24 protein-coding genes are annotated in these 25,219 nt (G+C 71.6%); 6 read left to right on the forward strand and 18 right to left on the reverse strand.

Going from position 1 to position 25,219, the window contains the following annotated elements; all coding sequences use genetic code 11:
• Positions 1–41: 41 nt before the first annotated feature.
• A complete protein-coding gene (locus IF20_RS11600; protein ID WP_052865020.1) occupies positions 42–1,070 on the reverse strand; it encodes an SIS domain-containing protein in 1,029 nt (342 codons plus the stop codon).
• A 195-nt stretch (positions 1,071–1,265) separates the two neighbouring features.
• Between IF20_RS11600 and IF20_RS11605 the strand changes: the two genes are divergently transcribed.
• Positions 1,266–2,372 carry a LacI family DNA-binding transcriptional regulator gene (locus IF20_RS11605; RefSeq protein WP_052865021.1) on the forward strand — a complete coding sequence of 369 codons (1,107 nt, stop codon included), beginning with the start codon at positions 1,266–1,268 and terminating at the stop codon, positions 2,370–2,372.
• A 38-nt stretch (positions 2,373–2,410) separates the two neighbouring features.
• On the opposite strand, the gene IF20_RS11610 is transcribed toward IF20_RS11605, so the two are convergent.
• Positions 2,411–3,847 carry an APC family permease gene (locus IF20_RS11610; protein ID WP_052865022.1) on the reverse strand — a complete coding sequence of 479 codons (1,437 nt, stop codon included), beginning with the start codon at positions 3,845–3,847 and terminating at the stop codon, positions 2,411–2,413.
• A 161-nt stretch (positions 3,848–4,008) separates the two neighbouring features.
• On the opposite strand from IF20_RS11610, the gene IF20_RS11615 reads away from it, so the two are divergent.
• Complete coding sequence (locus IF20_RS11615) at positions 4,009–5,457, forward strand: aldehyde dehydrogenase family protein (RefSeq protein WP_052865023.1); 1,449 nt, start codon at positions 4,009–4,011, stop codon at positions 5,455–5,457.
• Between the two features lie 72 nt (positions 5,458–5,529).
• Here IF20_RS11615 and gatB read toward each other — a convergent pair whose 3' ends face one another.
• The 12 genes from gatB to IF20_RS11675 form a co-directional block, all read right to left on the reverse strand.
• Positions 5,530–7,038, reverse strand: coding sequence for an Asp-tRNA(Asn)/Glu-tRNA(Gln) amidotransferase subunit GatB (gene gatB, locus IF20_RS11620; RefSeq protein ID WP_052865024.1), 1,509 nt, complete (start codon positions 7,036–7,038; stop codon positions 5,530–5,532).
• A gap of 16 nt (positions 7,039–7,054) precedes the next feature.
• A complete protein-coding gene (locus IF20_RS11625; RefSeq protein WP_030258159.1) occupies positions 7,055–7,297 on the reverse strand; it encodes a hypothetical protein in 243 nt (80 codons plus the stop codon).
• Positions 7,294–8,793, reverse strand: coding sequence for an Asp-tRNA(Asn)/Glu-tRNA(Gln) amidotransferase subunit GatA (gatA, locus tag IF20_RS11630; RefSeq protein WP_052865025.1), 1,500 nt, complete (start codon positions 8,791–8,793; stop codon positions 7,294–7,296). The genes IF20_RS11625 and gatA overlap by 4 nt, the downstream gene beginning before the upstream one ends.
• Positions 8,794–8,798: 5 nt before the next feature.
• On the reverse strand, positions 8,799–9,095 hold the full coding sequence (gatC, locus tag IF20_RS11635) for an Asp-tRNA(Asn)/Glu-tRNA(Gln) amidotransferase subunit GatC (protein ID WP_030258164.1): 297 nt from the start codon (positions 9,093–9,095) through the stop codon (positions 8,799–8,801).
• A gap of 108 nt (positions 9,096–9,203) precedes the next feature.
• Positions 9,204–11,309, reverse strand: coding sequence for a putative bifunctional diguanylate cyclase/phosphodiesterase (locus IF20_RS11640; RefSeq protein WP_052865026.1), 2,106 nt, complete (start codon positions 11,307–11,309; stop codon positions 9,204–9,206).
• A 157-nt stretch (positions 11,310–11,466) separates the two neighbouring features.
• On the reverse strand, positions 11,467–13,695 hold the full coding sequence (gene ligA / locus IF20_RS11645; protein ID WP_407702487.1) for an NAD-dependent DNA ligase LigA: 2,229 nt from the start codon (positions 13,693–13,695) through the stop codon (positions 11,467–11,469).
• Between the two features lie 29 nt (positions 13,696–13,724).
• Complete coding sequence (locus IF20_RS11650; RefSeq protein ID WP_110944075.1) at positions 13,725–14,753, reverse strand: methionine synthase; 1,029 nt, start codon at positions 14,751–14,753, stop codon at positions 13,725–13,727.
• Between the two features lie 91 nt (positions 14,754–14,844).
• Complete coding sequence (locus IF20_RS11655) at positions 14,845–15,534, reverse strand: SDR family oxidoreductase (protein WP_052865027.1); 690 nt, start codon at positions 15,532–15,534, stop codon at positions 14,845–14,847.
• Positions 15,535–15,641: 107 nt separating this feature from the next.
• The gene (locus IF20_RS11660) at positions 15,642–16,184 is read right to left on the reverse strand and encodes an LOG family protein (RefSeq protein WP_052865028.1); all 543 of its coding nucleotides are present in this window, start codon (positions 16,182–16,184) and stop codon (positions 15,642–15,644) included.
• A 100-nt stretch (positions 16,185–16,284) separates the two neighbouring features.
• Positions 16,285–17,592 (reverse strand): NADP-specific glutamate dehydrogenase, encoded by a 1,308-nt coding sequence (gdhA, locus tag IF20_RS11665; RefSeq protein WP_407702488.1) that lies wholly within the window; start codon positions 17,590–17,592, stop codon positions 16,285–16,287.
• A gap of 173 nt (positions 17,593–17,765) precedes the next feature.
• Complete coding sequence (locus IF20_RS11670) at positions 17,766–17,933, reverse strand: hypothetical protein (protein ID WP_199896560.1); 168 nt, start codon at positions 17,931–17,933, stop codon at positions 17,766–17,768.
• Between the two features lie 318 nt (positions 17,934–18,251).
• On the reverse strand, positions 18,252–18,602 hold the full coding sequence (locus IF20_RS11675; protein ID WP_052865029.1) for a DUF4333 domain-containing protein: 351 nt from the start codon (positions 18,600–18,602) through the stop codon (positions 18,252–18,254).
• Between the two features lie 251 nt (positions 18,603–18,853).
• On the opposite strand from IF20_RS11675, the gene IF20_RS11680 reads away from it, so the two are divergent.
• Both IF20_RS11680 and IF20_RS11685 read left to right on the forward strand, forming a co-directional pair.
• Positions 18,854–19,096 carry a hypothetical protein gene (locus tag IF20_RS11680; RefSeq protein ID WP_052865030.1) on the forward strand — a complete coding sequence of 81 codons (243 nt, stop codon included), beginning with the start codon at positions 18,854–18,856 and terminating at the stop codon, positions 19,094–19,096.
• Positions 19,097–19,232: 136 nt separating this feature from the next.
• Positions 19,233–19,451, forward strand: coding sequence for a hypothetical protein (locus IF20_RS11685; protein ID WP_234426610.1), 219 nt, complete (start codon positions 19,233–19,235; stop codon positions 19,449–19,451).
• A gap of 68 nt (positions 19,452–19,519) precedes the next feature.
• On the opposite strand, the gene IF20_RS11690 is transcribed toward IF20_RS11685, so the two are convergent.
• Complete coding sequence (locus IF20_RS11690) at positions 19,520–19,918, reverse strand: VOC family protein (RefSeq protein WP_052865032.1); 399 nt, start codon at positions 19,916–19,918, stop codon at positions 19,520–19,522.
• A gap of 93 nt (positions 19,919–20,011) precedes the next feature.
• On the opposite strand from IF20_RS11690, the gene IF20_RS11695 reads away from it, so the two are divergent.
• On the forward strand, positions 20,012–21,001 hold the full coding sequence (locus IF20_RS11695) for a helix-turn-helix transcriptional regulator (RefSeq protein WP_052865033.1): 990 nt from the start codon (positions 20,012–20,014) through the stop codon (positions 20,999–21,001).
• 99 nt (positions 21,002–21,100) lie between these two features.
• Here IF20_RS11695 and IF20_RS11700 read toward each other — a convergent pair whose 3' ends face one another.
• Together IF20_RS11700 and mnmA are read right to left on the reverse strand one after the other, a co-directional pair.
• Entirely contained in the window at positions 21,101–22,441 is a 1,341-nt protein-coding gene (locus tag IF20_RS11700) for a DUF5685 family protein (RefSeq protein ID WP_052865034.1), read from the reverse strand.
• Between the two features lie 122 nt (positions 22,442–22,563).
• On the reverse strand, positions 22,564–23,685 hold the full coding sequence (gene mnmA, locus IF20_RS11705; protein ID WP_052865035.1) for a tRNA 2-thiouridine(34) synthase MnmA: 1,122 nt from the start codon (positions 23,683–23,685) through the stop codon (positions 22,564–22,566).
• A 100-nt stretch (positions 23,686–23,785) separates the two neighbouring features.
• On the opposite strand from mnmA, the gene IF20_RS11710 reads away from it, so the two are divergent.
• A complete protein-coding gene (locus tag IF20_RS11710) occupies positions 23,786–24,490 on the forward strand; it encodes an N-acetylmuramoyl-L-alanine amidase (RefSeq protein ID WP_052865036.1) in 705 nt (234 codons plus the stop codon).
• Here the strand turns inward: IF20_RS11710 and IF20_RS11715 are convergent.
• The gene (locus IF20_RS11715) at positions 24,487–25,137 is read right to left on the reverse strand and encodes a TetR/AcrR family transcriptional regulator (RefSeq protein ID WP_052865037.1); all 651 of its coding nucleotides are present in this window, start codon (positions 25,135–25,137) and stop codon (positions 24,487–24,489) included. The genes IF20_RS11710 and IF20_RS11715 overlap by 4 nt on opposite strands.
• Positions 25,138–25,219 lie beyond the last annotated feature (82 nt).

Raw genomic sequence — 25,219 nt, forward strand, 5'->3', positions numbered from 1 at the left:
GTCCCGCCCGGTGCGGTACCGCACCGGGCGGGGCGCGGAGGTCAGTACTCGACCTGGAACATGTAGCGGCGCTTGTCCAGGTCGTGGCCGCGCACGGACTCGTAGTGGCGGGCGAGCCGGGTGCCGAAGACGTCCAGCGCGATCGGGGTGATGTCGCCGCGTACCGCCTCGGGGACGCCGGGCAGCGAGAAGATCCGGGAGTCCACGTGGTGCGCCTTCTTGGTGTACTTGTCCAGGAAGACCTTGGCGCGCTCGGCCATCGGGCGGGTGGCGTCCTCGCCGAGGAAGAGGATCACCGGCTGGTCCTCGGTGACGACCTCGAAGGCGCCGTGGAAGAACTCACCGGCGTTGTAGGTGCCGCCGTGCTTCCACTGCATCTCCATCAGGTAGCACATCGTGAAGCCGTAGCCGGCGCCGTAGTTGGGGCCGGCGGACAGGACGTACGTGACGTCCTCGTCGGCCAGCGCGGTGGCGATCGAGGCGGCCAGCTCCTCGCCCTCCTCCTGGGCCTTGTACAGCGCCTCGGGCAGCGCTTCGTACGCCGTGCGGAGCGCCGCGTAGTCGCCCTCGGCGCCGGTCTTCTCCAGCAGCGCGTACACGAGCTGGCCGAACAGCACGCCCTTGGGTGCGACGACGGTGTCCTCGCTGCGGTAGGTGAACGCGGTGTGCGCGGCCTTCGCGAGGGGACTGTCGGCGCTGCGGGTGAGCGCCGCGACGGTGGCGCCGGCGGCGCGGGCGTACTCGGCGGCGGCGACGGTCTCCTTGGTGGTGCCGGTGTGCGAGGAGACCAGGACGAGGGAGCCCTCGCCGAGCAGCGCGGGGCGGCGCAGGTTGAACTCGTCGCTGTTCATGTGGAAGACGGGGAACGAGGCCCGGGTCTCCAGCAGGAAGTGCGCCGGGTACGCGGCGGTGAGCGAGCCGCCGCAGCCGACGAGGAAGACGTTGCGCAGCCCGCCCGCGACGACCTCGTCGACGAACGTGCGCGCGGCCTCGTTCTGGCTGAGGGCGAAGGCCACGGCCTCCTTGAAGTCCTCGGTGATCGGCTGGAGGGGCAGGGATGCGGTAGTCACGCGGGTCCTTTCTGCAACGGTGCGCCGGGCGCCGCGCCCGGCGGTGAGAACGTTCCCAACCACACTTTCGAGAACGTTCCCAACACCAACGCGCCGCGCATGTGGGAACGTTCTCAATCGCGGGATGCTGGGAACCTTCCCACTCCCCTTCCCCAGGGTCAATACCTCCGGCGAACCCGATAGCCTGACCGCGCCATGACGACGAACCGAAGCAGGCCGGCAGGCCGCCCCGCGACCATCCCCGACGTCGCACGCGAGGCAGGCGTCTCCCGCTCCACCGCCTCCCGTGCGCTCGCCGACTACGGCTCGGTCAGCCCCGACGCACGCGAACGCGTACGGGCCGCCGCCGAGAAGCTCGGGTACCGCCCGAACCTGCTGGCCCGGTCGATGATCACGGGGCGTACACACACCCTCGGCGCGATCGTCGCCGACATCCAGAACCCGTTCTTCGCAGGCGTCACCCGCGGCATCACCGACGCCGCCCGCGCCGCCGGCTACCAGGTCCTGCTCGCCAACACCGACGAGGACGTCGCCGCCGAACGCGCCGCCGTGAAGATGCTGCGCGACAAGCACGTCGACGGGCTGATCGTCGCCCCGGCCGCCACCACCGAGACCGGCCACCTGGCGGCGGCCCACGCCGCCGGCTGCCCCGTCGTCCTCCTCGACCGCCAGGCGCCCGGCCTGCCCGCCGACTCCGTCACCGTCGACAACCACGGCGCCGCCCAGGACGCGGTACGCCGCCTCCTCGCCGCGGGCCACCGCCGCATCGCCCTGGTCAGCCTGCTCGGCAGCGCCCCGTCGGCCGACGCCGGCGCCGAACGGGCGGCCGCCGCCACCCCGTTGCCCACCGACCCGGTCTCCACCGGCCTGGAACGCATCGAGGGCTACCGCGCCGCGCTGCGCGAAGCGGGCCTCTCCGACACCGACACCTACCTGCGCACCGGCACCTTCCACCGCGAGGACCCGGCCGACCTCACGGCCGACCTGCTGGCCCTCCCCGAACCGCCCACCGCGGTCTTCGCCACCGACAGCATGATCGCCCTCGGCGTCCTGTCCGCGACCCGCGACCACGGCCTCCGCGTCCCCGACGACCTCTCCCTGGTCACCTTCGACGACACCGACTGGGCCCGCGCGGTACGCCCCCGCGTCAGCGTCGTCGCCCAGCCCGTCCAGGAACTGGGCGCCCGCGCCGTCCACTCCCTCATCACCCGCATCGAGGGCACCACCCGGCCCCCCGAACACACCGTCCTGGACACGGAATTCATCGACCGGGAGTCCATCGCACCCCCACCGGGGGCGTGAGCCGCACGGGCGGTCGGCCGCCTGAGGGCCGCGGGGCGTCAGCCGCCGTCCGAGCCCGGCGACGCCCTGCGGTCCTGGACCTTGGTGCGGTACAGCCACAGCAGCACGGAGACGGCCAGCACCGCGAGGGCGATGCCCAGTTCCCGGTAGCCCCCGTAGCCGGTGATCGCGAAGCCGGTGGCACCGACCACCAGCACCACCGCGAGCAGGGCGGTGAGCACCCAGGCCAGCGGGACGAAGAAGCCGGGGAGGCGGATCGGGCGCACGGCGTCGGGCCGGTCGCGGCGCAGCAGGGCGAAGCCGGAGACCGCCAGGACATGGGTGAGGACGTAGCCGAGGTTGCCGGTGACGATGATGGCGAGCGGTGTCTTCAGGACGGTGAGCACCAGGATGTTGAGGACGAGCGCGACCGTCAGGGCGCGGGCCGGGACGCCCCGCCGGTTCAGCACGCCCACCTGGCGCACCGTCAGCCCCTGGCGGCCCATGTCGTACAGCACCCGGGAACCGTCCGCGAGGCCGGTGATCATGATGAGCAGCAGGGAGGTGATGAGGAAGACCACCATCAGGTCGGCGGCGCCGCCCACCAGGTCCTGGAACGCCCGGACGTAGAAGGCCGTGGGGTCGGCGGCGATGGCCTTCTCACCGACGTACCCGGACAGGGCCAGCGGCAGCAGGACGAAGACGCCGAGGCAGAAGAGCACGCCGGCGCGGAGCGCGCGTGAGGTGTCGCGGACGGTGTCCTTGTACTCGGGCGCGAACGTCGCGCAGACCTCGACGCCGAAGGACGTCCAGGCCATCACGTACAGCCAGACCAGGGCTTCCCGCAGACCGGCCGCGCCGTGCAGGTTCCAGTGCAGCCCGCTCGCGCTCCAGTCGCCGCTGAAGAAGGGGGCGACGAGGAAGACGGCCAGCGGGACGAGCAGGGCGCCGCCGGTGAGGTAGACCAGCCACATCGCCACGTGCAGGCCGGCCATGGCGGCGGCGAACAGCAGCAGGACGACGGCCAGTCCGACCGCGATCGGGAAGGTGAGCTCCGCGGGGCCGAGGCGGAGCGCCCAGTCCTGGCCGGGGAACCACTGGGCCTGGACGAACGAGCCGATGATGCCGGCGTACACGGCGAGCGCCGTGGTCCAGGGGAACCAGTACCCGAAGCCGGCGATCGGGCCGATCACCGGGGCCCGGGAGCGCCAGCCCTCGGCGGCGTAGGCGGCGATGCCGCCGGAGGTGCCGGGGAACATCGCGGCGAGTTCGGTGTAGATCCAGTTCGTCGCGGTGGCGAGCACCATGGACGCGGCCCAGAGAGCGATCGCTCCCCAGGCGCCGAGGCCGCCGATGGAGGCGCCCAGGGAGGCGATGAGCGCGGCCGGCATGGTCAGCGACATCGCGAAGCCGTCGTACCAGCGGATCTTCCTGGCGAGCGCGGGCTGCTCCTCGGAAGGTAACGGCGGTGTGGTCGTGCCTTCGGAGACCGACATGACTGTTCTTATAGAGCCGCCGGAAAATGTCAGTCAATGCATGAAGAGGGAGTCATTTCGTGAAGATCAGTCTTGTCTCTGTCGTTTCGTGCATCTTGACGGTCAAAAGTTGCTACTGAAACATCTGCGGCACCGACGGACCGGACAGAGGAGCACGCCTCATGACCACTCCGCCCCCTTCGCCGCAGCAGCTGTTCCTCGCCGGCGCCTACGACGACGGCGCCGGCTCGCAGACCTTCGAGGTGATCAGCCCGGCCACGGGCGAGCACGTCGGGACCGTCCCCGTCCCCACCTCGGCCGACCTCAACAGAGCGGTGCACGCCGCGCACGCAGCCCAGCGCGCGTGGGCCGCGGTGAACGTCTGGGAGCGCGCGGCCGCCTGCCACCGCATCGCGGACCACCTCGACGAACGGCGCGGCGAACTCGCCCGGTGGCAAACCCTGGAGCAGGGCAAACCGCTGGCCGAGTCGGTGGCGGACGTGACGGAGGCCGCCCAGCTCTTCCGGCTGCACGCCGAGGACGCGGTACGCCTCAACGGCGAGACGCTGCCCTCCCGCGACGCCACCAAGCGGATGTTCACCTTCCACCGGCCGGTCGGCACCTGGGGCGTCATCACGCCCTGGAACTTCCCGCTGCTGATGTTCGCCGAGTTCGCGGCGCCCGGCCTGGCCACCGGCAACGCCTTGGTCGTCAAGCCGCCGGCGCACACCCCGCTCACCGTGCTCAAGGCGATGGAGGCCGTGCTCGCGGCCGGGTTACCGGACGGCCTGGTCAGCGTCCTGCCCGGCGACGGGGCCTTCGGCGACGCGCTGGTCCGCCACCCCGGCATCCACGCCATCGGCTTCATCGGCTCCTCCGCCACCGGCGCGAAGATCCAGGCGGCGGCCGGCCTCAAGCGCTCCCTCATGGAGTGCTCCGGCAACGGGCCGCTGGTCGTGCTCGCCGACGCCGACGTCGAGGCCGCCGCCAGGGCCGCGGTCGACGGTGCCTACCCGTGCGCGGGCCAGGTGTGCTGCGCCACCGAACGCGTCGTCGTGCACGCCGACGTCCACGACGCCTTCACCGAGGCCGTCGTACGCGAGTCGGAGCGGATCGTGCTCGGCGACCCGCTCGACGACAAGACCGTCCTCGGCCCGCTCAACAACGAGCACGTCGCCGCCAAGATGGACCGCCACCTGGCCGACGCCGAGGCCCGCGGCGCACGGATCCTCACCGGCGGCCGGCGCCGCGCCGGCATGCCCACCGACCTGTACTACGAGTTCACGGTCGTCGACGGCGTCGAGGAGGGCAGCCTGCTGGCCCGCGAGGAGTCGTTCGGCCCCGTCGTACCGATCCTCACCGGCCGGGACGAGGACGACCTGCTGCGGATCGCCAACGACGACGCGCTCGGCCTCCAGGGCGCGGTCTTCACCCGCAGCATGACCGCCGCCTACCGGTTCATCGAGGAGATGGAGGTGGGGCAGGTCATCGTGAACGACACCAACAACTGGTGGGACATCAACATGCCGTTCGGCGGCGCCGGCGCCCGCTCGACCGGCTGGGGCCGCATCGGCGGCAAGTGGACGCTGCTGGACATGACGGACACCCGTACGGGCGTGATCAGCCTCTGACCTTCCGGAGGAACGCGCGAGGGGCGGCGCACCCCGCGGTGCGCCGCCCCTCGATACGTAAGGGGGCCGGAATCAGCCCTCCACGCCCAGCTTCTCCAGGATCAGTTCGCGGACGCGGGCCGCGTCGGCCTGGCCGCGGGTGGCCTTCATGACCGCGCCGACCAGCGCGCCGGCCGCGGCGACCTTGCCGCCGCGGATCTTGTCGGCGATGGCGGCGTTGGACTCGATGGCCTCGTCCACGGCCTTGCCCAGCGCGCCCTCGTCGGAGACGACCTTCAGGCCGCGCTTGTCGACGACCTCGTCCGGGGTGCCCTCGCCGGCGAGGACGCCCTCGATGGTCTGGCGGGCCAGCTTGTCGTTGAGGGAGCCCTCGGCGACCAGCGCGGCGACGCGCGCCACGTCGACCGGGGTGATCGGCAGCGCGGCGAGCTCGACGCCGTCCTCGTTGGCACGGCGGGCCAGCTCGCCCATCCACCACTTGCGCGCCGACGCGGCGTCCGCGCCGGCCTCCGTGGTGGCGACGATCAGGTCGACCGCACCGGCGTTGAGGATCGACTGCATGTCGTGCTCGGAGATGCCCCACTCCTCGCGCAGCCGGTTGCGGCGGACGCGCGGCAGCTCGGGCAGGCCCTTGCGCAGCTCCTCGACCCACTCGCGGGACGGGGCGACCGGCACCAGGTCGGGCTCCGGGAAGTACCGGTAGTCCTCCGCGTTGTCCTTGATGCGCCCGGCCGTGGTGGAGCCGTCGTCCTCGTGGAAGTGGCGGGTCTCCTGGACGACCGTGCCGCCGGAGGAGAGCACCGCGGCGTGCCGCTGGATCTCGAACCGGGCGGCGCGCTCGACGCTGCGCAGGGAGTTGACGTTCTTGGTCTCCGAGCGCGTGCCGAACGTCTCGCTGCCCTTGGGCATCAGCGAGAGGTTCACGTCGCAGCGCATCTGGCCCATCTCCATGCGGGCCTCGGACACGCCGAGCGCCTTGATGAGCTCGCGCAGCTCGGCGACGTACGCCTTGGCGACCTCGGGGGCGCGCTCGCCCGCACCCTTGATCGGCTTGGTGACGATCTCGATGAGCGGGATGCCGGCGCGGTTGTAGTCCAGCAGGGAGTGCGAGGCGCCGTGGATACGGCCCGTCGCGCCGCCCACGTGCGTGGACTTGCCGGTGTCCTCCTCCATGTGGGCGCGCTCGATCTCCACGCGGAAGACCTCGCCGTCCTCCAGCTGCACGTCGAGGTAGCCGTCGAAGGCGATCGGCTCGTCGTACTGGGAGGTCTGGAAGTTCTTCGGCATGTCCGGATAGAAGTAGTTCTTCCGGGCGAAGCGGCACCACTCGGCGATCGAGCAGTTCAGGGCCAGGCCGATCTTGATGGCGGACTCGACGCCGGTCGCGTTGACGACCGGGAGCGAGCCGGGCAGGCCCAGGCAGGTGGGGCAGGTCTGGGTGTTGGCGTCGGCGCCGAGCGTCGTCGAACACCCGCAGAACATCTTGGTCTTGGTGCCGAGCTCGACATGCACCTCAAGACCCATGACGGGCTCGTACGTCGCGAGGGCGTCCTCGTACGAGACCAGGTCAGTGACAGTCACGGTGAAACTTTCTCCCTCAGCCCAGCAGGACGTCGTCGTCGCCCAGGTGCTTCAGCTCGCGGTAGAGGATCGCCAGGCCGGTGACGATCGCCGCGGCCGAGACGGCCGCGTCGATCAGCCGGAGCGTGTCGTTCTCCTGCCGGGCCAGCTTCGCCTGCTTGGCGACGCTCAGCGCGCCGAAAGCGGTGGTGCCCATCGACAGGTACAGACCCGACTTGGACTTCTTGAAGTTCTTGGCCTTCTTGGTGATGGCGCTCACAGTGACGGTGCCTCCTCGAGCAGCGGGTGGCCCCACTTTTCCACGAAGGCGGCCTCGACGGCGGCACCGACCTTGTAGAGCCGGTCGTCCTTCATGGTGGGGGCGATGATCTGCAGGCCCACGGGCAGCCCGTCCTCGGGCGCGAGACCGCAGGGCAGCGACATGGCCGCGTTGCCCGCGAGGTTCACGGGGAGCGTGCACACGTCCGCGAGGTACATCGCCATCGGGTCGTCGGCGCGCTCGCCGATCGGGAAGGCGGTGGTGGGCGTGGTCGGCGAGACGATCACGTCGACCTGCTCGAAGGCCTGCTCGAACTCGCGGGTGATCAGCGTCCGCACCTTCTGCGCGGAGCCGTAGTACGCGTCGTAGTAGCCGGAGCTGAGCGCGTACGTACCGAGGATGATCCGACGCTTGACCTCGTCGCCGAAGCCGGCTTCGCGGGTCAGGGCCGTGACGTCCTCGGCGGACTTCGTGCCGTCGTCGCCGACCCGCAGGCCGTAGCGCATGGCGTCGAAGCGGGCCAGGTTGGAGGAGCACTCCGAGGGCGCGATGAGGTAGTACGCGGCCAGCGCGAGGTCGAAGGACGGGCAGTCCAGCTCGACGATTTCGGCGCCCAGCTCCTTCATCAGCGCGACGGACTCGTCGAACCGCTGGAGGACGCCGGCCTGGTAGCCCTCGCCGCGGAACTGCTTCACCACGCCGACGCGCATGCCCTGCACCGAGCCGTTGCGGGCGGCCTCGACGACCGCCGGGACCGGCGCGTCGATGGAGGTGGAGTCCATCGGGTCGTGGCCCGCGATCGCCTCGTGCAGCAGCGCCGCGTCCAGGACCGTACGGGCGCAGGGCCCGCCCTGGTCCAGGGAGGAGGAGAACGCCACCATGCCGTAGCGGGAGACGCCGCCGTAGGTGGGCTTCACGCCGACCGTGCCGGTGACGGCCGCGGGCTGGCGGATCGAACCGCCAGTGTCCGTACCGATCGCCAGCGGCGCCTCGTACGAGGCCAGGGCCGCGGACGAGCCGCCGCCGGAGCCGCCGGGGATGCGGGTGAGGTCCCACGGGTTGCCGGTCGGGCCGTACGCGCTGTTCTCCGTCGACGACCCCATGGCGAACTCGTCCATGTTGGTCTTGCCGAGGATGACGACGTCGGCGGCCTTGAGCTTCTTGGTCAGCGTCGCGTCGTACGGCGGGAGCCAGCCCTCCAGGATCTTCGAACCGACCGTGGTGGGAATCCCCTCGGTGGTGAAGATGTCCTTCAGGGCCAGCGGCACGCCGGCCAGCGGGCCGAGCTTCTCGCCGCGCTCGCGCTTGGCGTCCACGGCGCGGGCCTGGGCGAGCGCGCCCTCCCGGTCGACGTGCAGGAAGGCGTGCACCTTCTCGTCCACGGCCTCGATCCGGGCCAGGTGGGCCTCGGTGACCTCGACGGCGGTGACCTCACCGGCCGCGATCTTCGCCGCGGTCTCCGCGGCGGTCAGCTTGATCAGTTCGTGCGCTGCCATCTCGGTCACTCCTCCCCCAGGATCTGCGGCACCTTGAATCGCTGCTGCTCCTGGGCGGGGGCGCCGGAGAGCGCCTGCTCGGGGGTGAGCGACGGGCGCACCTCGTCCGCCCGCATGACGTTCGTCAGGGGCAGCGGGTGGGAGGTCGGCGGAACGTCTTGGTCGGCGACCTCGGAGACGCGGGCTACCGCGCCGATGATGTCGTCGAGCTGTCCGGCGAAGTGGTCGAGCTCTTCGTCCTTCAGCTCCAGACGTGCCAGCCGTGCGAGGTGGGCGACCTCCTCGCGCGTGATGCCAGGCATGCAGCGATCCTCTGCTGGTTTCCGGTGGAGTTTTCGCCCCAATCCTATGGCGCGCGGAGTCGTGACCGCGAAACGCTTTCCGCCGGAGCCCGCCGGAGGCCGGGTGAGCTACTTCACGACCTGGCCGGAGGGCCGGTCGGCCTCCTCTGAGTCGGACGGCGAACCGTCCGACTCGCGGCGCCAACCGTGGTGCTCGCGCGCCCGCAGCCACGCCGTCGTCTCGTCCGGCGGCATCGCCGCGGCCACCAGCCACCCCTGGACCGCGTCGCAGCCCAGGTCCCGCAGCCGCTCCCAGGTCTCGTCGTCCTCGACGCCCTCGGCGACGACGAGCAGGCCGAGGGAGTGCGCGAGGTCGAGGGTGCAGCGGACGATCTCGGCGTCCTCGTTGTCCACCGCGAGCCGCGCCACGAACGAGCGGTCGATCTTCAGCTCGCTGACGGGCAGCCGCCGCAGGTGCACCAGCGAGCTGTAGCCGGTGCCGAAGTCGTCGAGCGACATCTTCACGCCGTGCCCGGTCAGGCCGTTGAGCGTGTCGGCGGCCCGCTGCGGGTCCTCCAGCAGCACGTGCTCGGTGATCTCCAGCTGGAGCGAGCCCGGCGGTACGCCGTGCCGGGCCAGCCGCGCGGCGACCGCGCCGGCGAACCCGGGGGTGTGCACGTCGCGCGGGGAGACGTTGACCGCGACGGGGACCTCCAGGCCGTCGGCGCGCCACCGCGCCACCTGCCCGAGCGCGGTCTCCAGGACGTACTCGGTCAGCCGCGGCATCAGCCCGGAGGACTCGGCGATGGCGATGAACTCGTCGGGAGGGACTCTCCCCCGGTCCGGGTGCACCCAGCGCACCAGCGCCTCCAGACCGGCCACCTGGCCGTCGAAGCGCACCTTGGGCTGGTAGTGCAGCTCGACCTCGCCGGCGTCCAGCGCCCGGCGCAGGTCGCCGAGGAGGCCGAGCCGGTCGGGCGTGTTGCCGTCGCGCTTGGCCTCGTAGACCTCGACGCCGCTGCGGTCCCGCTTGGCCTGGTACATCGCGACGTCCGCGCGGCGCAGCAGGCCCTCGGCGTCCAGCGCGTGGTCCGGATAGACGGCGACGCCGGCGCTCGCCTCGAGCACCAGCGTCAGCCCGTCCAGGTCGAGGGGCGAGCCCAGCGCGGCCACAAGCGAACGGGCCACCCGCTGCGCGCTGGTGAGCGAGTCGGCGGTGGGCAGCAGCACCGCGAACTCGTCACCGCCCAGCCGCGCGGCCTCCGCTCCGCGGGGCAGGGCGTGCCGCAGCCGCTCGGCGATCTGCAGCAGCAGGCGGTCGCCCGCGAGGTGCCCGAGGGTGTCGTTGACCGAACGGAAACGGTCCAGGTCGATCAGGACCAGGGCCGCGCGGGCGCCGACCCGCTCGGCGTCGTCCAGCGCGCTCCAGGTCCGCTCCAGCAGCCACTGCCGGTTCGGCAGGCCGGTCAGCGGGTCGCGCAGCTGCTCCTCGGCGCGCGCCCGGGCGATCCACAGGGTGGAGTCCAGCGCGATGAGCGGGACGGCGAAGAGCGGCAGCAGCAGCGGGGCGTGCTCGGCGACCACCACGATCAGCGGGGCTATGCCCACCAGCGCGATGCCGACCAGGGCCTGCCGGGTCACCGCGCGGCGCGCGATGGACGGCAGCCGGCCGTTGCGCGAGCCCATCAGGAACCACATCAGGGCCCGGGTGACCGCGAGATACACCAGCGCCGCGCCGAGCGCCGGCGGCAGGACGGAGAGGTCCCACTCGCCCGAGGCGCCGGGCTCCGGGACACCGGTGGTGATGCCGAAGGCGGCGAGGCCCAGCGCCGCGGCGCCCAGGCCCAGTACGTCGATCGCGCCCTGCACCACCGCCTGCCGCCAGCGTTGTCGGCGCGCCGCGCCGACCAGGACCACGACGGAGAGGCTGATGAGCGCGGCGGGCACCCAGCCGTACATCAGCAGGACCGCGAGGGCCAGTGCGGCACCGGAGCCGGTGCCGCCGGACCAGCGGTCCCTGCCGATGGCGACGAGATGCCCGACGATGACTCCGGTGAGGACGGCCAGCGACCAGCCGACGGCGCCGCGCGGGAAGAGCGCGGCACCGCCTCCGATCGTCATGATCACGCCCGTCACGAGCACCAGGGCGGCCGTCAGGACCACGGCGGCGGGCAACGCGGGCATGACGAGCCGCCGGAGCCGCGACGCCGGAGCGGCGCTGTCGGTCGGTTCCATTCCGATCCCTCTCACAGCCGGCTGTGCCCGCGCCACGGCAGGCGCACCCCTCAACAGTAGGCCGCAGAAGGCCGCCACGGGCAGCGATCGGCAGCGGTTGCCCGAATGCGACCCGACCACCCGTAAGCGTCTGGTATGCACCGAAGGAGTGGCTTGCTCACTCCTCCTCCGGAGGTGTGACGGCTACCGCTCGCGCGGCATCGGGGCCCTCTTGGAGCAGCACCGCGAATCCGTCATCATCCAGCACGGGCACCTTCAACTGCATAGCCTTGTCATATTTCGACCCAGGATTGTCGCCTACAACGACGAAACCGGTCTTCTTCGAGACAGAACCAGTCACTTTCGCTCCAAGGCGTTGCAGCGCTTCCTTCGCGCCGTCTCGGGTGTGTGATTGAAGTGTTCCCGTTACGACGACGGTGACGCCCTCCAGCGGCCTCGGGCCTTCGTCCCCGGTGCTTTCCTCCTCCATCCGCACCCCGGCGGCCCGCCACTTCTCCACGATGTCGCGGTGCCACTCCTCCTCGAACCACTGCTTCAGGGAGGCGGCGATGGTGCCTCCGACGCCCTCGACCGCGGCCAGTTCCTCCTCGCTCGCCTCCCGGATCCGGTCCAGCGAACGGAACTCCATGGCCAGCGCCTGCGCCGCGACCGGCCCCACGTGCCGGATCGAAAGGCCCGTCAGGATGCGGGCCAGTGGGCGCTCCTTGGCGGCCTGGATGTTCTCCAGCATCGCCAGGGCGTTCTTCTTCGGCTCGCCCTTCTGGTTGGCGAAGAAGGTGACGACCTTCTCCTCGCCGGTCTTCGGGTCCCGCTTGGGCAGCCCGCTGTCCGGGTCCAGGACGTAGGACTTGATGGGCAGCAACTGCTCGATGGAGAGCCCGAAGAGGTCGCCCTCGTCCTTCAGCGGCGGCTCGGCCGGCTCCAGCGGCTGGGTCAGCGCGGTCGCCGCGACGTACCCGAAGTTCTCGATGTCCAGGCTCTTGCGGCCCGCGAGATAGAAGAGGCGCTCCCGCAGCTGCGCCGGGCAGCCCCGGGCGTTCGGGCAGCGCAGGTCGACGTCGCCCTCCTTGGCCGGCTGCAGCTTCGTCCCGCACTCCGGGCACTCGGCGGGCATCACGAACTCCCGCTCGCTGCCGTCCCGCAGGTCCGCCACCGGCCCCAGGATCTCGGGGATGACGTCGCCCGCCTTGCGCAGCACGACCGTGTCCCCGATGAAGACGCCCTTGGCCTTGACCACGTCCTGGTTGTGCAGCGTGGCGAACTCGACCTCGGAGCCGGCCACCATGATGGGCTCCACGACCGCGTACGGCGTCACCCGGCCCGTCCGCCCCACACCCACCCGGATGTCCAGCAGCTTGGTGTTGACCTCCTCCGGGGGGTACTTCCACGCGATGGCCCAGCGCGGGGCGCGCGAGGTCGCCCCGAGGCGGCCCTGCAGCGGGACCTCGTCGAGCTTGACCACGACGCCGTCGATCTCGTGCTCGACGTCGTGCCGGTGGTCGCCGTAGTACGCGATGAACTCCCGCACCCCGGCGAGGGAGTCGACGACCTTGTTGTGCAGGGCCGTCGGCAGGCCCCACTCGCGCAGCAGGTCGTACGCCTGCGACTGGCGGTCGATGTCGAAGCCCTCACGGGCGCCGATGCCGTGCACCACCATGTGCAGCGGGCGGGTCGCCGTGACCTTGGGGTCCTTCTGGCGCAGCGAACCGGCCGCCGCGTTGCGCGGGTTGGCGAACGGGGGCTTGCCGTCCTCGACCAGGCGGGCGTTGAGCTGCTCGAACTTCTCCATGGGGAAGAAGACCTCGCCACGGATCTCCACCAGCTCCGGGATCCGGTCGCCCGCCAGCCGGTCCGGGATCTCCGCGATGGTGCGGACGTTCGGCGTGATGTCCTCGCCCGTGCGGCCGTCGCCGCGGGTGGCGGCGCGGGTCAGCCGGCCGTGCTCGTACGTGAGGTTGACCGCCAGGCCGTCGACCTTCAGCTCGCACAGGAAGTGGTACCCCGCCGACTTCGGGTCGCCGCCGAGCTCCGTCGCCAGCCGCTCCGCCCAGGCGGCCAGCTCCTCGTCGTCGAAGGCGTTGTCCAGCGAGAGCATGCGCTCGCGGTGGGCGACCTCCGTGAACTCCGTCTCGTAGGCCCCCGCGACCTTCTGGGTGGGCGAGTCGGGCGTCCGCAGCGGCGGGTGCTCCTCCTCCAGCTTCTCCAGGGAGCGCAGCAGCTTGTCGAACTCCGCGTCGCTGACGATCGGAGCGTCCTTGACGTAATACCGGAAGCGGTGCTCCTCGATCTGCTCCGCGAGCCGCTGGTGCCGCTCGCGCGCCTCCGAGGGCACGCCGGCTCCCGCCGCGTCGTCCACCGCCTGTCCGGTCTGCTCTTCGCCGGCCACCGTCTGTCCTCCCGTGTCCTTGAGTGCGCTCACTCAGGGTTGTCCGCGAGCGATCCCGCCGCCCGGACGCAATGGGCGAGCACCTTACGGGCATATTCGGGCGAAGCGCCCGCGAGCCCGCACGCGGGAGTGATCACCACGGACTCGCTGAGAGTCCCCGGATTCAGCCCCAGCCTGCGCCACAGCGTCCTGACACCCATGACGCTACCGGCAGGGTCTGACAATGGGCCGTCAGTGCCCGGTACGACCCCGGCGAAGAGTGTCGTACCGCCCTCGACCGCCTCCCCGATCGTCTCGTCGTCACGCTCGGTGAGCAACGAGAAGTCACACGCGATACCGGTGGCGCCGGCCCGGCGCAGCAGCGCGAACGGCACGTCCGGCGCGCAGGAGTGCACGACGACGGGGGTGCCGCCCTCCTGCGCGCCGCCCGCCGCGTCGATGATGTCGCGCAGCGCGCCCTCGACGACGGCGCGGTCCACGGCCCGGTGGGTCCGGTAGCCGCTCGCGGTCTTCACGCTGCCGCGCAGCACGGCGGTCAGCGACGGCTCGTCCAGCTGGAGCACGAGCCGCGCGCCCGGTACCCGCCGCCGTACGTCCGCCAGGTGTCCGCGCAGCCCCTCCGCCAGCGAGGCGGCCAGGTCCCGGCAGGCGCCGGGGTCGCTCAGCGCGGCCTCACCGTTGCGCAGCTCCAGGGCGGCGGCCAGCGTCCACGGCCCGACGGCCGAGACCTTCAGCGCGCCCTCGTACCCCTGCGTGAACTCCTCCAGCGCGTCGAGGTCCTCGCCGAGCCAGGAGCGGGCGCGGCGGGTGTCGCGGCCGGGCCGGTCGCTGATCCGCCAGCCGCTGGGCTCCACGTGCGCGTACACCTCGACGAGCAGCCCGGCGGTCCGGCCGATCATGTCGGCGCCGGGCCCGCGGGCGGGCAGTTCGGGCAGGTACGGCAGCCGTTCGAGGGAGCCGGTGACGGTCTTCGCGGCCTCCCGCGCGTCACCGCCGGGCATCGACCCGATACCGGTGGCCGCGCCGGCGCTCCAAGGGGTGGTGGTCTTGTCGCTCACGCGTCCGACCCTATGTGCCCGAAGGGCGGTGCCGTGTCCGTGCCCCGGGGCACGGACACGGCACCGCCGGGCATCGACCCGGTACCGGCGGTCAGCTCCCCGGGCGCACCGACAGGTCGGTGATCTCCGCGTCGCGCGGCAGGTCGAGGGCCGTGAGGACCGTCGTCGCGATCGACTCCGGGTCGATCCAGCGGGACGGGTCGTACTCCTTGCCCTCCTGCTGGTGCACGCTGGCCTGCATGGCGGTCGCGGTGCGCCCCGGGTACACGGAGGTGACGCGGACGCCGTTCTCGTGCTCCTCGGCACGCAGCGCGTCGGCGAGCGCCTTCAGGCCGTGCTTGCTGGCCGCGTACGCGCCCCACTGCGGGTTCGCGCGCAGCCCGGCCCCGGAGTTCACGAAGACCACGTGGCCCTGCGCGAGCCGCAGCTGCGGCAGGAAGAGGCGGGTCAGCTCGGCCGGCGCGACCAGGTTGGCGGTCAGCTGGCGCTGCCAGCTCTTGGCGGGCAGGTCGGCGATCGCGCCCAGCTCGACGACGCCGGCGATGTGCAGGACGGAGTCCAGCCGGTCCGGCAGCGTCTGGTGGCCGAGCGCCCACGCGAGCTTCTCGGGGACGCCGAGGTCACCGACGACCGTGCGGGCCCCGGGGAACTGGTCGGCCAGCTCCTTGGCGCGGCCCGCGTCCCGGGCCAGCAGCCACAGTTCCTCGCCGCGGTCGGCCAGCCGCCGCGCGACCGCCGTCCCGATGCCCGATCCTGCGCCGGTGATCAAGTGCGTACCCATGGTCTCGATCCTAACGACAGGTCCGCACAAGGGGGACGTACGGGGCGGTGCGGGGCGGTGCGGGGCGGTGCGCTGCGGTGGGGGCGGTGCGGGGCGGGGCGGACGCCTCAGACCTGGATGCCCGCCTGCTCCTCCAGGTAGGCCAGCGCGCCGACGCCGTCCTCCGCGAAGAAGGCCAGCTCGGTGAGCGGCACGGGGAGGAAGTTCTCCGCCTCCATGCGCCGGAACTGCTCCCGGAGGCCGTCGTAGAACCCGTTGGTGTTGAGGACGACGACGGGCTTGGCGTTGAGACCGTGCTTCTTGAGCTCCAGGATCTCGGTGGCCTCGTCCAGCGTTCCGGTGCCGCCGACCATCACGACGATGGCGTCGGCGCGGGCGAGCAGCGCGGCCTTGCGCTCGGCGAGGTCCGCGGTGATCACCATCTCGTCCGCGCCCGCGCGCGCCTTGTGGGCCAGGAACTCCACCGAGATGCCGATGAGCCGGCCGCCGTTCTCCTGCACGCCGTCGGCCATGACCTTCATCAGGCCGGTGTCCGAGCCGCCCCAGACCAACGCGTGGCCGCCCTTGCCGATCAGCTCGGCGAACTCGCGGGCGGGGGTGGTGTAGCGCTCGTCGAGGTCGGCGGCGGAGCAGAAGACGCAAATGTTCATACTGCAACCATACGGGCGGGCGGGCGCGGGGCCGCGAACGGGCACGGACGGCGCGTACCGCCCCCGCCCCCGCCACCTCAGGGGCCGGACACGGCCGCGGTCAGATCAGCCCCTGCGCCAGCATCGCGTCCGCGACCCGCTCGAAGCCGGCGATGTTCGCGCCCGCCACGTAGTCGCCCGGGTGCCCGAACCGCTCCGCCGTCTCGAAGCAGGTGTCGTGGATGTTGCGCATGATGGCCGCGAGCTCGCCCTCCGTACGCTCGAACGTCCACGTCTCCCGCGCGGCGTTCTGCCGCATCTCCAGCGCGCTCGTCCCGACGCCGCCCGCATTGGCCGCCTTGCCGGGCCCGAAGGCCACGCCGGCCTCCCGGAACACCGCGATGGCGCCCGGCGTCGTGGGCATGTTCGCGCCCTCCGAGACCGCCTTCACCCCATTGCTCACCAGGACCCGCGCGGCGTCCTCGTCCAGCTCGTTCTGGGTGGCCGAGGGCAGCGCCACGTCCACGGGGACGTCCCACACGGACTCGCCGGGCACGTACGTCGCCGAGGCGCCGCGCCGCTCCGCGTACTCGCTGATGCGCCCGCGCTCGACCTCCTTGATCTGCTTCAACAGTTCAAGATCGATGCCCTTCTCGTCCACGACGTATCCGCCGGAGTCCGAGCAGGTCAGCACGTTCGCGCCGAGGGCCTGCGCCTTCTCGATGCTGTAGATCGCGACGTTGCCGGAGCCGGAGACCGCGACCTGCAGGCCGTCCAGGTCCTCGCCCCGCTGCCTCAGCATCTCCACGGTGAACAGCACGTTCCCGTAGCCGGTGGCCTCCGTACGGGCCCGCGAGCCGCCCCAGTCCAGGCCCTTGCCGGTGAGCACACCGGACTCCCAGCGGTTGGTGATCCGCCGGTACTGCCCGAAGAGGTAGCCGATCTCGCGGCCGCCGACGCCGATGTCACCGGCCGGTACGTCCGTGTGCTCCCCGAGGTGGCGGTGCAGCTCGGTCATGAAGGACTGGCAGAACCGCATGACCTCCGCGTCGGACCGGCCGTGCGGGTCGAAGTCGCTGCCGCCCTTGCCACCGCCGATGTTGAGCCCCGTCAGCGCGTTCTTGAAGATCTGCTCGAAGCCGAGGAACTTCACGATGCCGAGGTTGACCGAGGAGTGGAAGCGCAGGCCGCCCTTGTACGGGCCGAGCGCGCTGTTGAACTCCACCCGGAAGCCCCGGTTGACCTGCACCCGGCCCCGGTCGTCCAGCCACGGCACCCGGAACATGATCTGCCGCTCCGGCTCCACGAGCCGCTCCAGAATGCGGGCGTCGGCCAGCTCGGGACGCGCGTCGAGCACGGGATCCAGCGTCTCCAGAACCTCCAGCGCGGCCTGGTGGAACTCCGGTTCCCCGGGATTGCGCCGGACCAGCTCGGCGTGGAGCGCGGCCGACCCGGCCCCATGGACCCCGGCCTTGTCCTCCGTATGCACGGTCACGTTGACTCCCTTTCGATCAGCAGTCGTTGTCGTCCCGTCGCCCCCGCGAGCTCATGTTCCCGTTAACACCGCACACATCCGGGGTCTTTACGAACAGGGGCACATCTTCACCCTGTGATGCTCACCTCACCCCAGGCGTGAGCCCGGCAGTCCACCACCCGCAGCACGTCTCCCAACGCCTCGGTGAGGCAGCGCGACAGGTACCGGAACTCCGCATCCCTCACCTTCGGGTCGGCGAGCATCGCTCGTGCGTGACGCAGGAGGTCCTCCCCCATCCCGAGCTGGATCTCCTCGACGCTGGCGACGACGAGGCAGTCCGCGGCAGAGGAGATCGCAGCGATCCTGCGCGCCGCTGAGGCCGAGGTCCAGGCTTTGGAGCATCGGTGAGTTCCTGGAGGACGGCGCTTCGTATCAGGGCGTGTCGCCGGGGCTCCGGTCCGCGGACGGGTACGCAGCGGACGGCTCGTACGTCATCGTGTTCCACCTGACCGCTGTACGCCGCGAGAGCATCCTGGTCGTCACGGTGTCCGTCAGCTGACCCCTCAGCCTCAGCGGCGGGCCCCGGCCTCAGCCGCCTGCTGGCCGCCGGTGTCCTACGCGCTCTTGTTCAGCACCGCGAAGTCGACCGTCACCCGGTCGCCGTCCACCTCGGTCACGGAGATCGTCATCGGCTTGCGCTTGCCCTCGAAGTCGGCGGTGCACTCCACGCTCTCCGCCTTCTTCGCGCGCAGGTCGCCCGCGCAGTTCACCGAGTCCGGCGCCTCGTCGCGCAGGGGGCGGCCGTAGTCCTCCACCGCGTGCTTCTCCACCGCCGCGCGCGGCACCACGTGTGTGTCCCCGCTCGCGGTGAGGACCGCCCCGTCGGGGGCCGTGTTCAAGACCAGCACCGTCGCGGTCAGCGCCACTACGGCGACCGCGACCAATGCCATGACGATGCGCTTCATACGTGGTTCCTCGAATCCCGTTCCGGCCGGTCTTTCCGGCTGCGATCAGCGAGGCAGACGCGGGAACGGGAGCCGTGGGTTCCGTGCTCGGCGGTCCTTCTCAAAGGTTAGTGAAACGTTAGTCGTACAGAAGTGGATCATCAGCGGCGGTCGGCAATCTCCTTGCAGCGCCCGGTGGTTCAGGGCGCGTCTCGTCTCCGAGCAGCCGCGCGCCATACCGGCGTGCGGCCCCCGACGAAAGGGAGCGAAGCATGCGCAAGACCCTCAAGAAAGCCGCCGTTGTCGGCGCCAGTGTCCTGGCGCTCTCCGGTGTTGCCGCCGGAGTGGCTCAGGCCGGCGAGCGGCAGGGAGCGGACATCGTGGGGAAGGGCAACATGCAGGACTGCATCAACTGGGGCAAGGCGCTGAAGGCCCAGGGGAAGATCACGAACTACGCCTGCATGGTGGGATCCAAGCCCGGCACGTTCGAGCTGACGCCCTTCTACGCGACCTGATCCGGCACTTTCCCGCGGATCGCGGGCCTGCCCGAGGCCTGCGCAGGGGCCCTGGTGCCTCCGGGACACCTGGGTTCCTGGGTGTGGAACAGACGACTTACCTGAGGAGAGACGTATGAAGTCGTGGCGTAAGCGAATGACTTACGGCGTTGCCGTCGCTGCCGCCGCGGTGGCCATTCCGTTGTCGGCCGCCGGCTCCGCCTCCGCCGCCAGCTGGCACAACGTCGCCGGCGGTCCCGCGGTGTTCCCCGACATGGCCGCGTGCAAGGCGGAGATCCCCAAGGCGAAGAAGCACTACAAGGACGCCACCTGCGTCGACAACAAGGGCAGCATCTCCCTCTGGGTGCTGTACTGAGCCGCAGCCGCCGGCGGCCCCGCCGCTCCCCTCACCGGGGGCGGCGGGGCCGCTTTCGTACGCCTGCGTCAGCGTGCGAACTTTTCGATGGCCGCCGGGGTGACGGGTGTGAAGAAGTTGACGAGGTTGCCGTCCGGGTCGCGGAACAGCAGCGACCGGTTGCCCCAGGGCATCGTGGTGGGCCCGTTGACGAAGTCGGTGACGAAGCCGGTCAGGTTCTGGTGAACGCGGTCCACGTCGTCGACGAGGAACTCGATGATCACGCTGTGGTTGTCCGCCGGGCGGGCAGAGCCCGGGGCGAACAGCGGGACGGTGCGGGTGCCGGCGATCGCGAGGGTGGCGCCCGCGGTCTTGAGTTCGGCGAAGTCCTCGGTGGCCCACGTCGCCCGCGCCCCTGTGGCTCGCTCGTAGAACTCGACGAGGCGCGCCACGTCGCCGGTGATGATGCGGATCGAGACGAACTCCATGGGAATCTCCTTGGCTGTGCCGGGGGTGTGCACGGCGCAGGCTAGGAGAAATAGTGGACAGAATCGGTCCTGTATTCGCGTTAGGCTGCGAAAATGCCTCGCCCCACTGCCCGCGTGCTGACACTCCTGGAGCTGCTGCAGTCGGGCGGCACCCGGACGGTGGCCGAACTCGCCGACCGGCTCGGCGTCGAGGGGCGCACCGTGCGGCGGTATGTGGACCAGCTGATCGACCTGGACGTGCCCGTGGAATCCGTGCGCGGCCGCTACGGCGGCTACCGGCTCGCCTCCGGGTACCGCTTGCCTCCGCTCATGCTCAGCGACGACGAGGCGCTGGCCGTGCTGCTCGGCCTGGTCGCCGGCCGCCGAGCAGGGCTGACGACGACGGAGCACTCGGCAAGCGAGACGGCGTCGGCGAAGATCCGGCGGGTGCTGCCCAAGCACGTCGCCCGTCGGCTCGACACGCTCCTGGGAGCTCTCGCCTTCACGGATCAGCCCGGTGATGTCGACACCCCGGACGCCGGGGTCCTGCTCACCCTCGCCGATGCGGTGCACCACCGCCGACCGGTCTCGATCCGCTACACCGACCGCGACGGACGGCGCAGCGAACGCACGCTGCACGCCTACGGGATCGTCGCCCATGCGGGCCGGTGGTACGTCACGGGCCAGGACGCCCGGATCGGCGAGGACCGCACCTTCCGGCTCGATCGCATCGCAGACGCGCGGGCCCTGCCCGGATCGTTCGAAGCACCCGTGGGCCCCGGTCCGGCCCAGCGCGTGTTGTCGGCGTTCGCCACGGCCGAGTACCGGCACGAGGTGACCTTGCGGATCCACGGGACGGTCGGGCAGATCCGCGCCCACCTTCCCGCCAGCGTCGCGAGCCTGGCGGAGTACGCGCCCGCGGCAGGCCAGGACCGGGCGGCCGAGCGCTGGCTGCGCGTCGAACTGCGGGCGGAGCGGCTCGACTGGCTGCCTCCGGTACTCGCCTCACTCGGCCGTCCGTTCGTCATCGAACGCCCCGATGAACTGCGCGACCTCGTCACCGCGTTCGCCGATCGCCTTGCGTCCTACGCCCGCCGGACCTGACCGCGAGGCACCGCTGCCATGAACGCCGTGATCACGGGCAGGCACCGCGGAGAGCCCAACAGGCCGGAGGCCGGGACCGCCCGGCCGTGGCGCCGACGGTCAGCAACCGCAGTCGCAGCACTCGCAACACTCGCAGCACTCGCAGCATTCGCAGGCCTCACAGCACTGGCAGCCGTCGCAGCAGTCGTTGAGGAAGCCCTTGCGGTTCTTGCGGGACCAGGCACCCTCGTACTCGTCGGCGCAGCAGAGCCGGCAGGTGCAGCAGAGACCGATGAAGGCGGCGCAGCCGGCGAAGAAGCCGCGGGGCTTCTTCAGCTTGTAGGGCTCTTGGGGGCCGTGCGGAAAGCCCCCGCCCGAAGAACCGTCACCCCCGGGGCCTCCGGCCCCACCAGCCCCTCTGGTCCCTCCGGCTCCTCCGGCCCCTTCGGCCCCTCCGTCAGGGCCATCGTGGCCGCTGCCGTGCGGGTACTGCGGCCCGTTCAACGGTTGCTGCCCCTGGCCGTACGAGCCGTACGGGGACGGCTGGCCGGAGGCGGCGGCGTGGTCGTTGAGCTGCGCCGTCTCGTGGCCCGTGTGGCGGCACGCCGTCGTGCCGAAGGCGCGGTCCACCGAGCGGCGGAGTTCGTGGACGAGCAGGAGGTGGACGAGCCTGGCGTCGGCGAAGTCGACATCGCGCAGGGCGAGTTGGATGCCGTGCAGCGCGTCGTCGCAGAGGCGGCGGGCCCGGCCGAGGTCGGTGCCCGTGGCGGTGAGCGGGTTCCAGGCGCCCTCCGCGGCGTCCGCCGCGCGGTCCTCCACCGCGTCGAGGAGGTGGGCAAGGCGGCCGAAGAGGCGGCCGGCCTCGGCGAGCGGTTCGGCGTTGCCGGGCCGGCCCGCCAGCACCGCGGTGTGGGCGAAGGCCGCGGCGGTAGCCGTCTCGGTCGGCTCGGTGATGACCGTCAGCGGCGTACCGGGGCCGGCCAGCCGCTCGATGCCCGGCTGCCGGTCGACCGCGTCGACGAGTACGGCGGTGTCGAAGCCGAGCGTGCTGCCGGTGCGCGCCCCGGCCCGGTCCCAGCCCGCGGCGATCTTGCGCGCGGCGGCGGCCACGGGGCGGCGGCGCAGCAGGCCGTTCCGGTCGGTGACATGGTCGCGTATCTTCGCCGAGGCGAGGACCAGGGAGACCGATGCGGCGAGCCGCGCGCCTTCTCCCCGCGCCACCGAAGCGGTCCGCATGCCGCGGAGCGGGCAGGGGCCCGCGGTGCGGCGCTCGGCCGTCGCACGGTGGGCCTGAGCGTCCGTCAGTACGGAAACGATCAGGCCGTCGTAGTTCGTGACCACCCGGGCGAACTGCCCGTGATCGTTACGCAGCGCGAGACAGAGCCCGCACAGATGGGCCATCCACTCCGCTTTGAGCCCTTCGGTCAGGCGATGCGTGCAGGGCCTGACGATTCCGAACATGTGAAACCCCCGTTTGACGGCGACAGCGCCTGGCGATCGTACAGAGCGCGCCGCTGACCTGCATAAACAGCGTAAACAGGTCCCCGCATGGGCGTCGTGTCGTCAGATGGGGCGGTTTCCGGCTATACCCCCGCCGTGGCCCGCGTGGTGGTCGCGATCGTCGCCGAGCCCACCACCCGCGTCCCGTCGTACAGGACGATCGCCTGGCCCGGGGCCACGCCGCGGACCGGTTCCGCGAAGGTCACCGCGATGCCGTCCTCGGTCGTCTCGGCCGTGACCGCCGTCTCCTCGCCGTGGGCGCGGAGCTGGGCCGTGTACGCACGGGGGCCCGCCGTCGGGGCGGTGCCGCACCAGCGGGGGCGGATGGCCGTGAGGGCCGTCACGTCCAGGGCCTCGACGGGGCCGACGGTGACGGTGTTGTCCACCGGGGAGATGTCCAGGACGTAGCGCGGCTTGCCGTCCGCCGCCGGGGTGCCGATGCGGAGGCCCTTGCGCTGGCCGATCGTGTAGCCGTACGCGCCCTCGTGCCTGCCCAGGACGGTGCCCGCCTCGTCGACGATGTCGCCTTCCGCGCGGCCCAGCCGCTTCGCGAGGAAGCCCTGGGTGTCGCCGTCGGCGATGAAGCAGATGTCGTGGCTGTCGGGCTTCTTGGCGACGAAGAGGCCGCGCCGGGCCGCCTCTTCGCGGATCTCGGCCTTGGTGGTGACCGTGTCGCCGAGGGGGAACATCGCGTGCGCGAGCTGGCGCTCGTCCAGGACGCCGAGGACGTAGGACTGGTCCTTGGCCATGTCGGAGGCGCGGTGCAGCTCGCGGGTGCCGTCCTCGCGGGTGACGACCGTGGCGTAGTGGCCGGTGCAGACCGCGTCGAAGCCGAGGGCGAGGGCCTTGTCGAGGAGCGCGGCGAACTTGATCTTTTCGTTGCAGCGGAGGCAGGGGTTCGGGGTGCGGCCCGCCTCGTACTCGGCGACGAAGTCGTCCACCACGTCCTCGCGGAACCGCTCGGCGAGGTCCCAGACGTAGAAAGGGATGCCGATGACGTCGGCGGCCCGGCGGGCGTCGTGCGAGTCCTCGATCGTGCAACAGCCGCGGGCGCCGGTGCGGAAGGACTTGGGGTTCTCGGAGAGCGCGAGGTGCACGCCGGTCACGTCGTGGCCCGCCTCGGCGGCACGGGCGGCGGCGACGGCGGAGTCGACACCGCCGGACATGGCGGCGAGGACACGGAGGCGGCGGGGAGCGTCAGTCATAGCCCTTCCAGAGTAGACGGAACCGCTGACACGGGTGGCAGGGGAAGGTGCCCGGCCGCCGGGCGGAACCGGGAACCGGGTGGTGAGCGTTGTTCAGCGCATGGGAGACGGTGATCACACGGCCCGCAGAAACGTCGGCCGCCGCGCGGTGCTGATCGGTGGCACGGTCGCGGTGGCGGCCGCGGGACTGGCCGCGCACGACCAGCTGGAGCGCTGGTGGTGGCGGCTGCCCGGCCAGGAGAAGCCCCGCAGGCCGGGCGAGGTCGACTACCGCGAGGCGCAGTGGTCCGCCGCGTCCGGGGCGAACTGGCGGCGGGCCGACCGGCCGGACGACTACGTCATCGACCGGGTGGTGATCCACGTCGTGCAGGGGAGCTACGCGACGGCCCTGCGGGTCTTCCGCAATCCGGCACACGGCGCGGCCTCGCACTACGTCGTGCGGAAGGACGGGCACGTCGCACAGACGGTCCGGGAGCTGGACGTCGCCTTCCACGCGGGCAACCGGGAGTACAACGAGCGCAGCATCGGCATCGAGCACGAAGGGTTCGTCGACCGGCCGCAGGACTTCACCGCGGCGATGTACCAGAGCTCGGCGGAGCTGACCGCGGACATCTGCGCGCGGTACGGCATCCCGGCGGACCGTACGCACATCATCGGGCACATCGAGGTGCCGGGCGCCGACCACACCGACCCCGGGCCGTACTGGGACTGGGACCGGTACCTGGACCTGGTGAAGCAGGCCCTGTCGCGCAACCCGGGCAAGGGCAAGGACCCGGGGAAGGATGCAGGAAAGGCCCCTGCCTAGGCGCGCCCCGGCCGGTCCGCCTTCGCGCCGGTGCCGGTGCCGGTGCCGGTGTCGGCCAGGGCCCGGTCGAGGAGGATCTCGGCGGCGGCGCGTGCGTGCCGGCCGTAGTCCGGGTCGTTCAGGACCATGGCCCGGCCGGCCGCGCCGTCGGCGAGGGTCACCAGCTGCTCGGCGAGCGCGGCGGGCCCGGCGCAGCCCAGCTCCGTCACCAGCGCGGTGACCAGCCGTACCATCAGCAGCTTCTGTTCGCGCGCGCAGACGTGGATCGGGTCTTCCGGGTCGGGGAACTCCGCCGCGGCGTCGATGAACGGGCAGCCTCGCACCGCGCCCGCGTCCGCCTCCGCGCCCGCGGCGGGCAGGTCGAACAGCCGAAGGATGCGCTCCCGGGGCGGCAGGTCCTCGCGGGTCAGCACGCCCTCCAGCGTGTTCCCCGAGGAGGCGAGCGCCTGCAGGTGGGCGAGCACCAGCTCACTCTTGGTCCGGAAGTGCACGTAGAGCGTGCGCTTGGAGACCGGCGCCTCCTCCGCGACCTGCTCCATGCCGGTCGAGGTGATCCCTTGCCGCGCGAACAGCCGGTCGGCCGCGGCCAGGATGCGGTCCCGTGCGCCCTGACCTCGTCGCTGCCCCGTCTTCGTTGCCGCAGTCACACGGCAAGTATACGACTGCGTTTACTTACGCCCGGGTGGATGGCTAGAGTGCGGAGCAGTATGTAAACGCCTGCGTTTACCT

Origin of the sequence: Streptomyces niger (assembly GCF_000718305.1) — a bacterium.
In the GTDB taxonomy this organism is placed as follows: Bacteria; Actinomycetota; Actinomycetes; order Streptomycetales; family Streptomycetaceae; genus Streptomyces; species Streptomyces niger.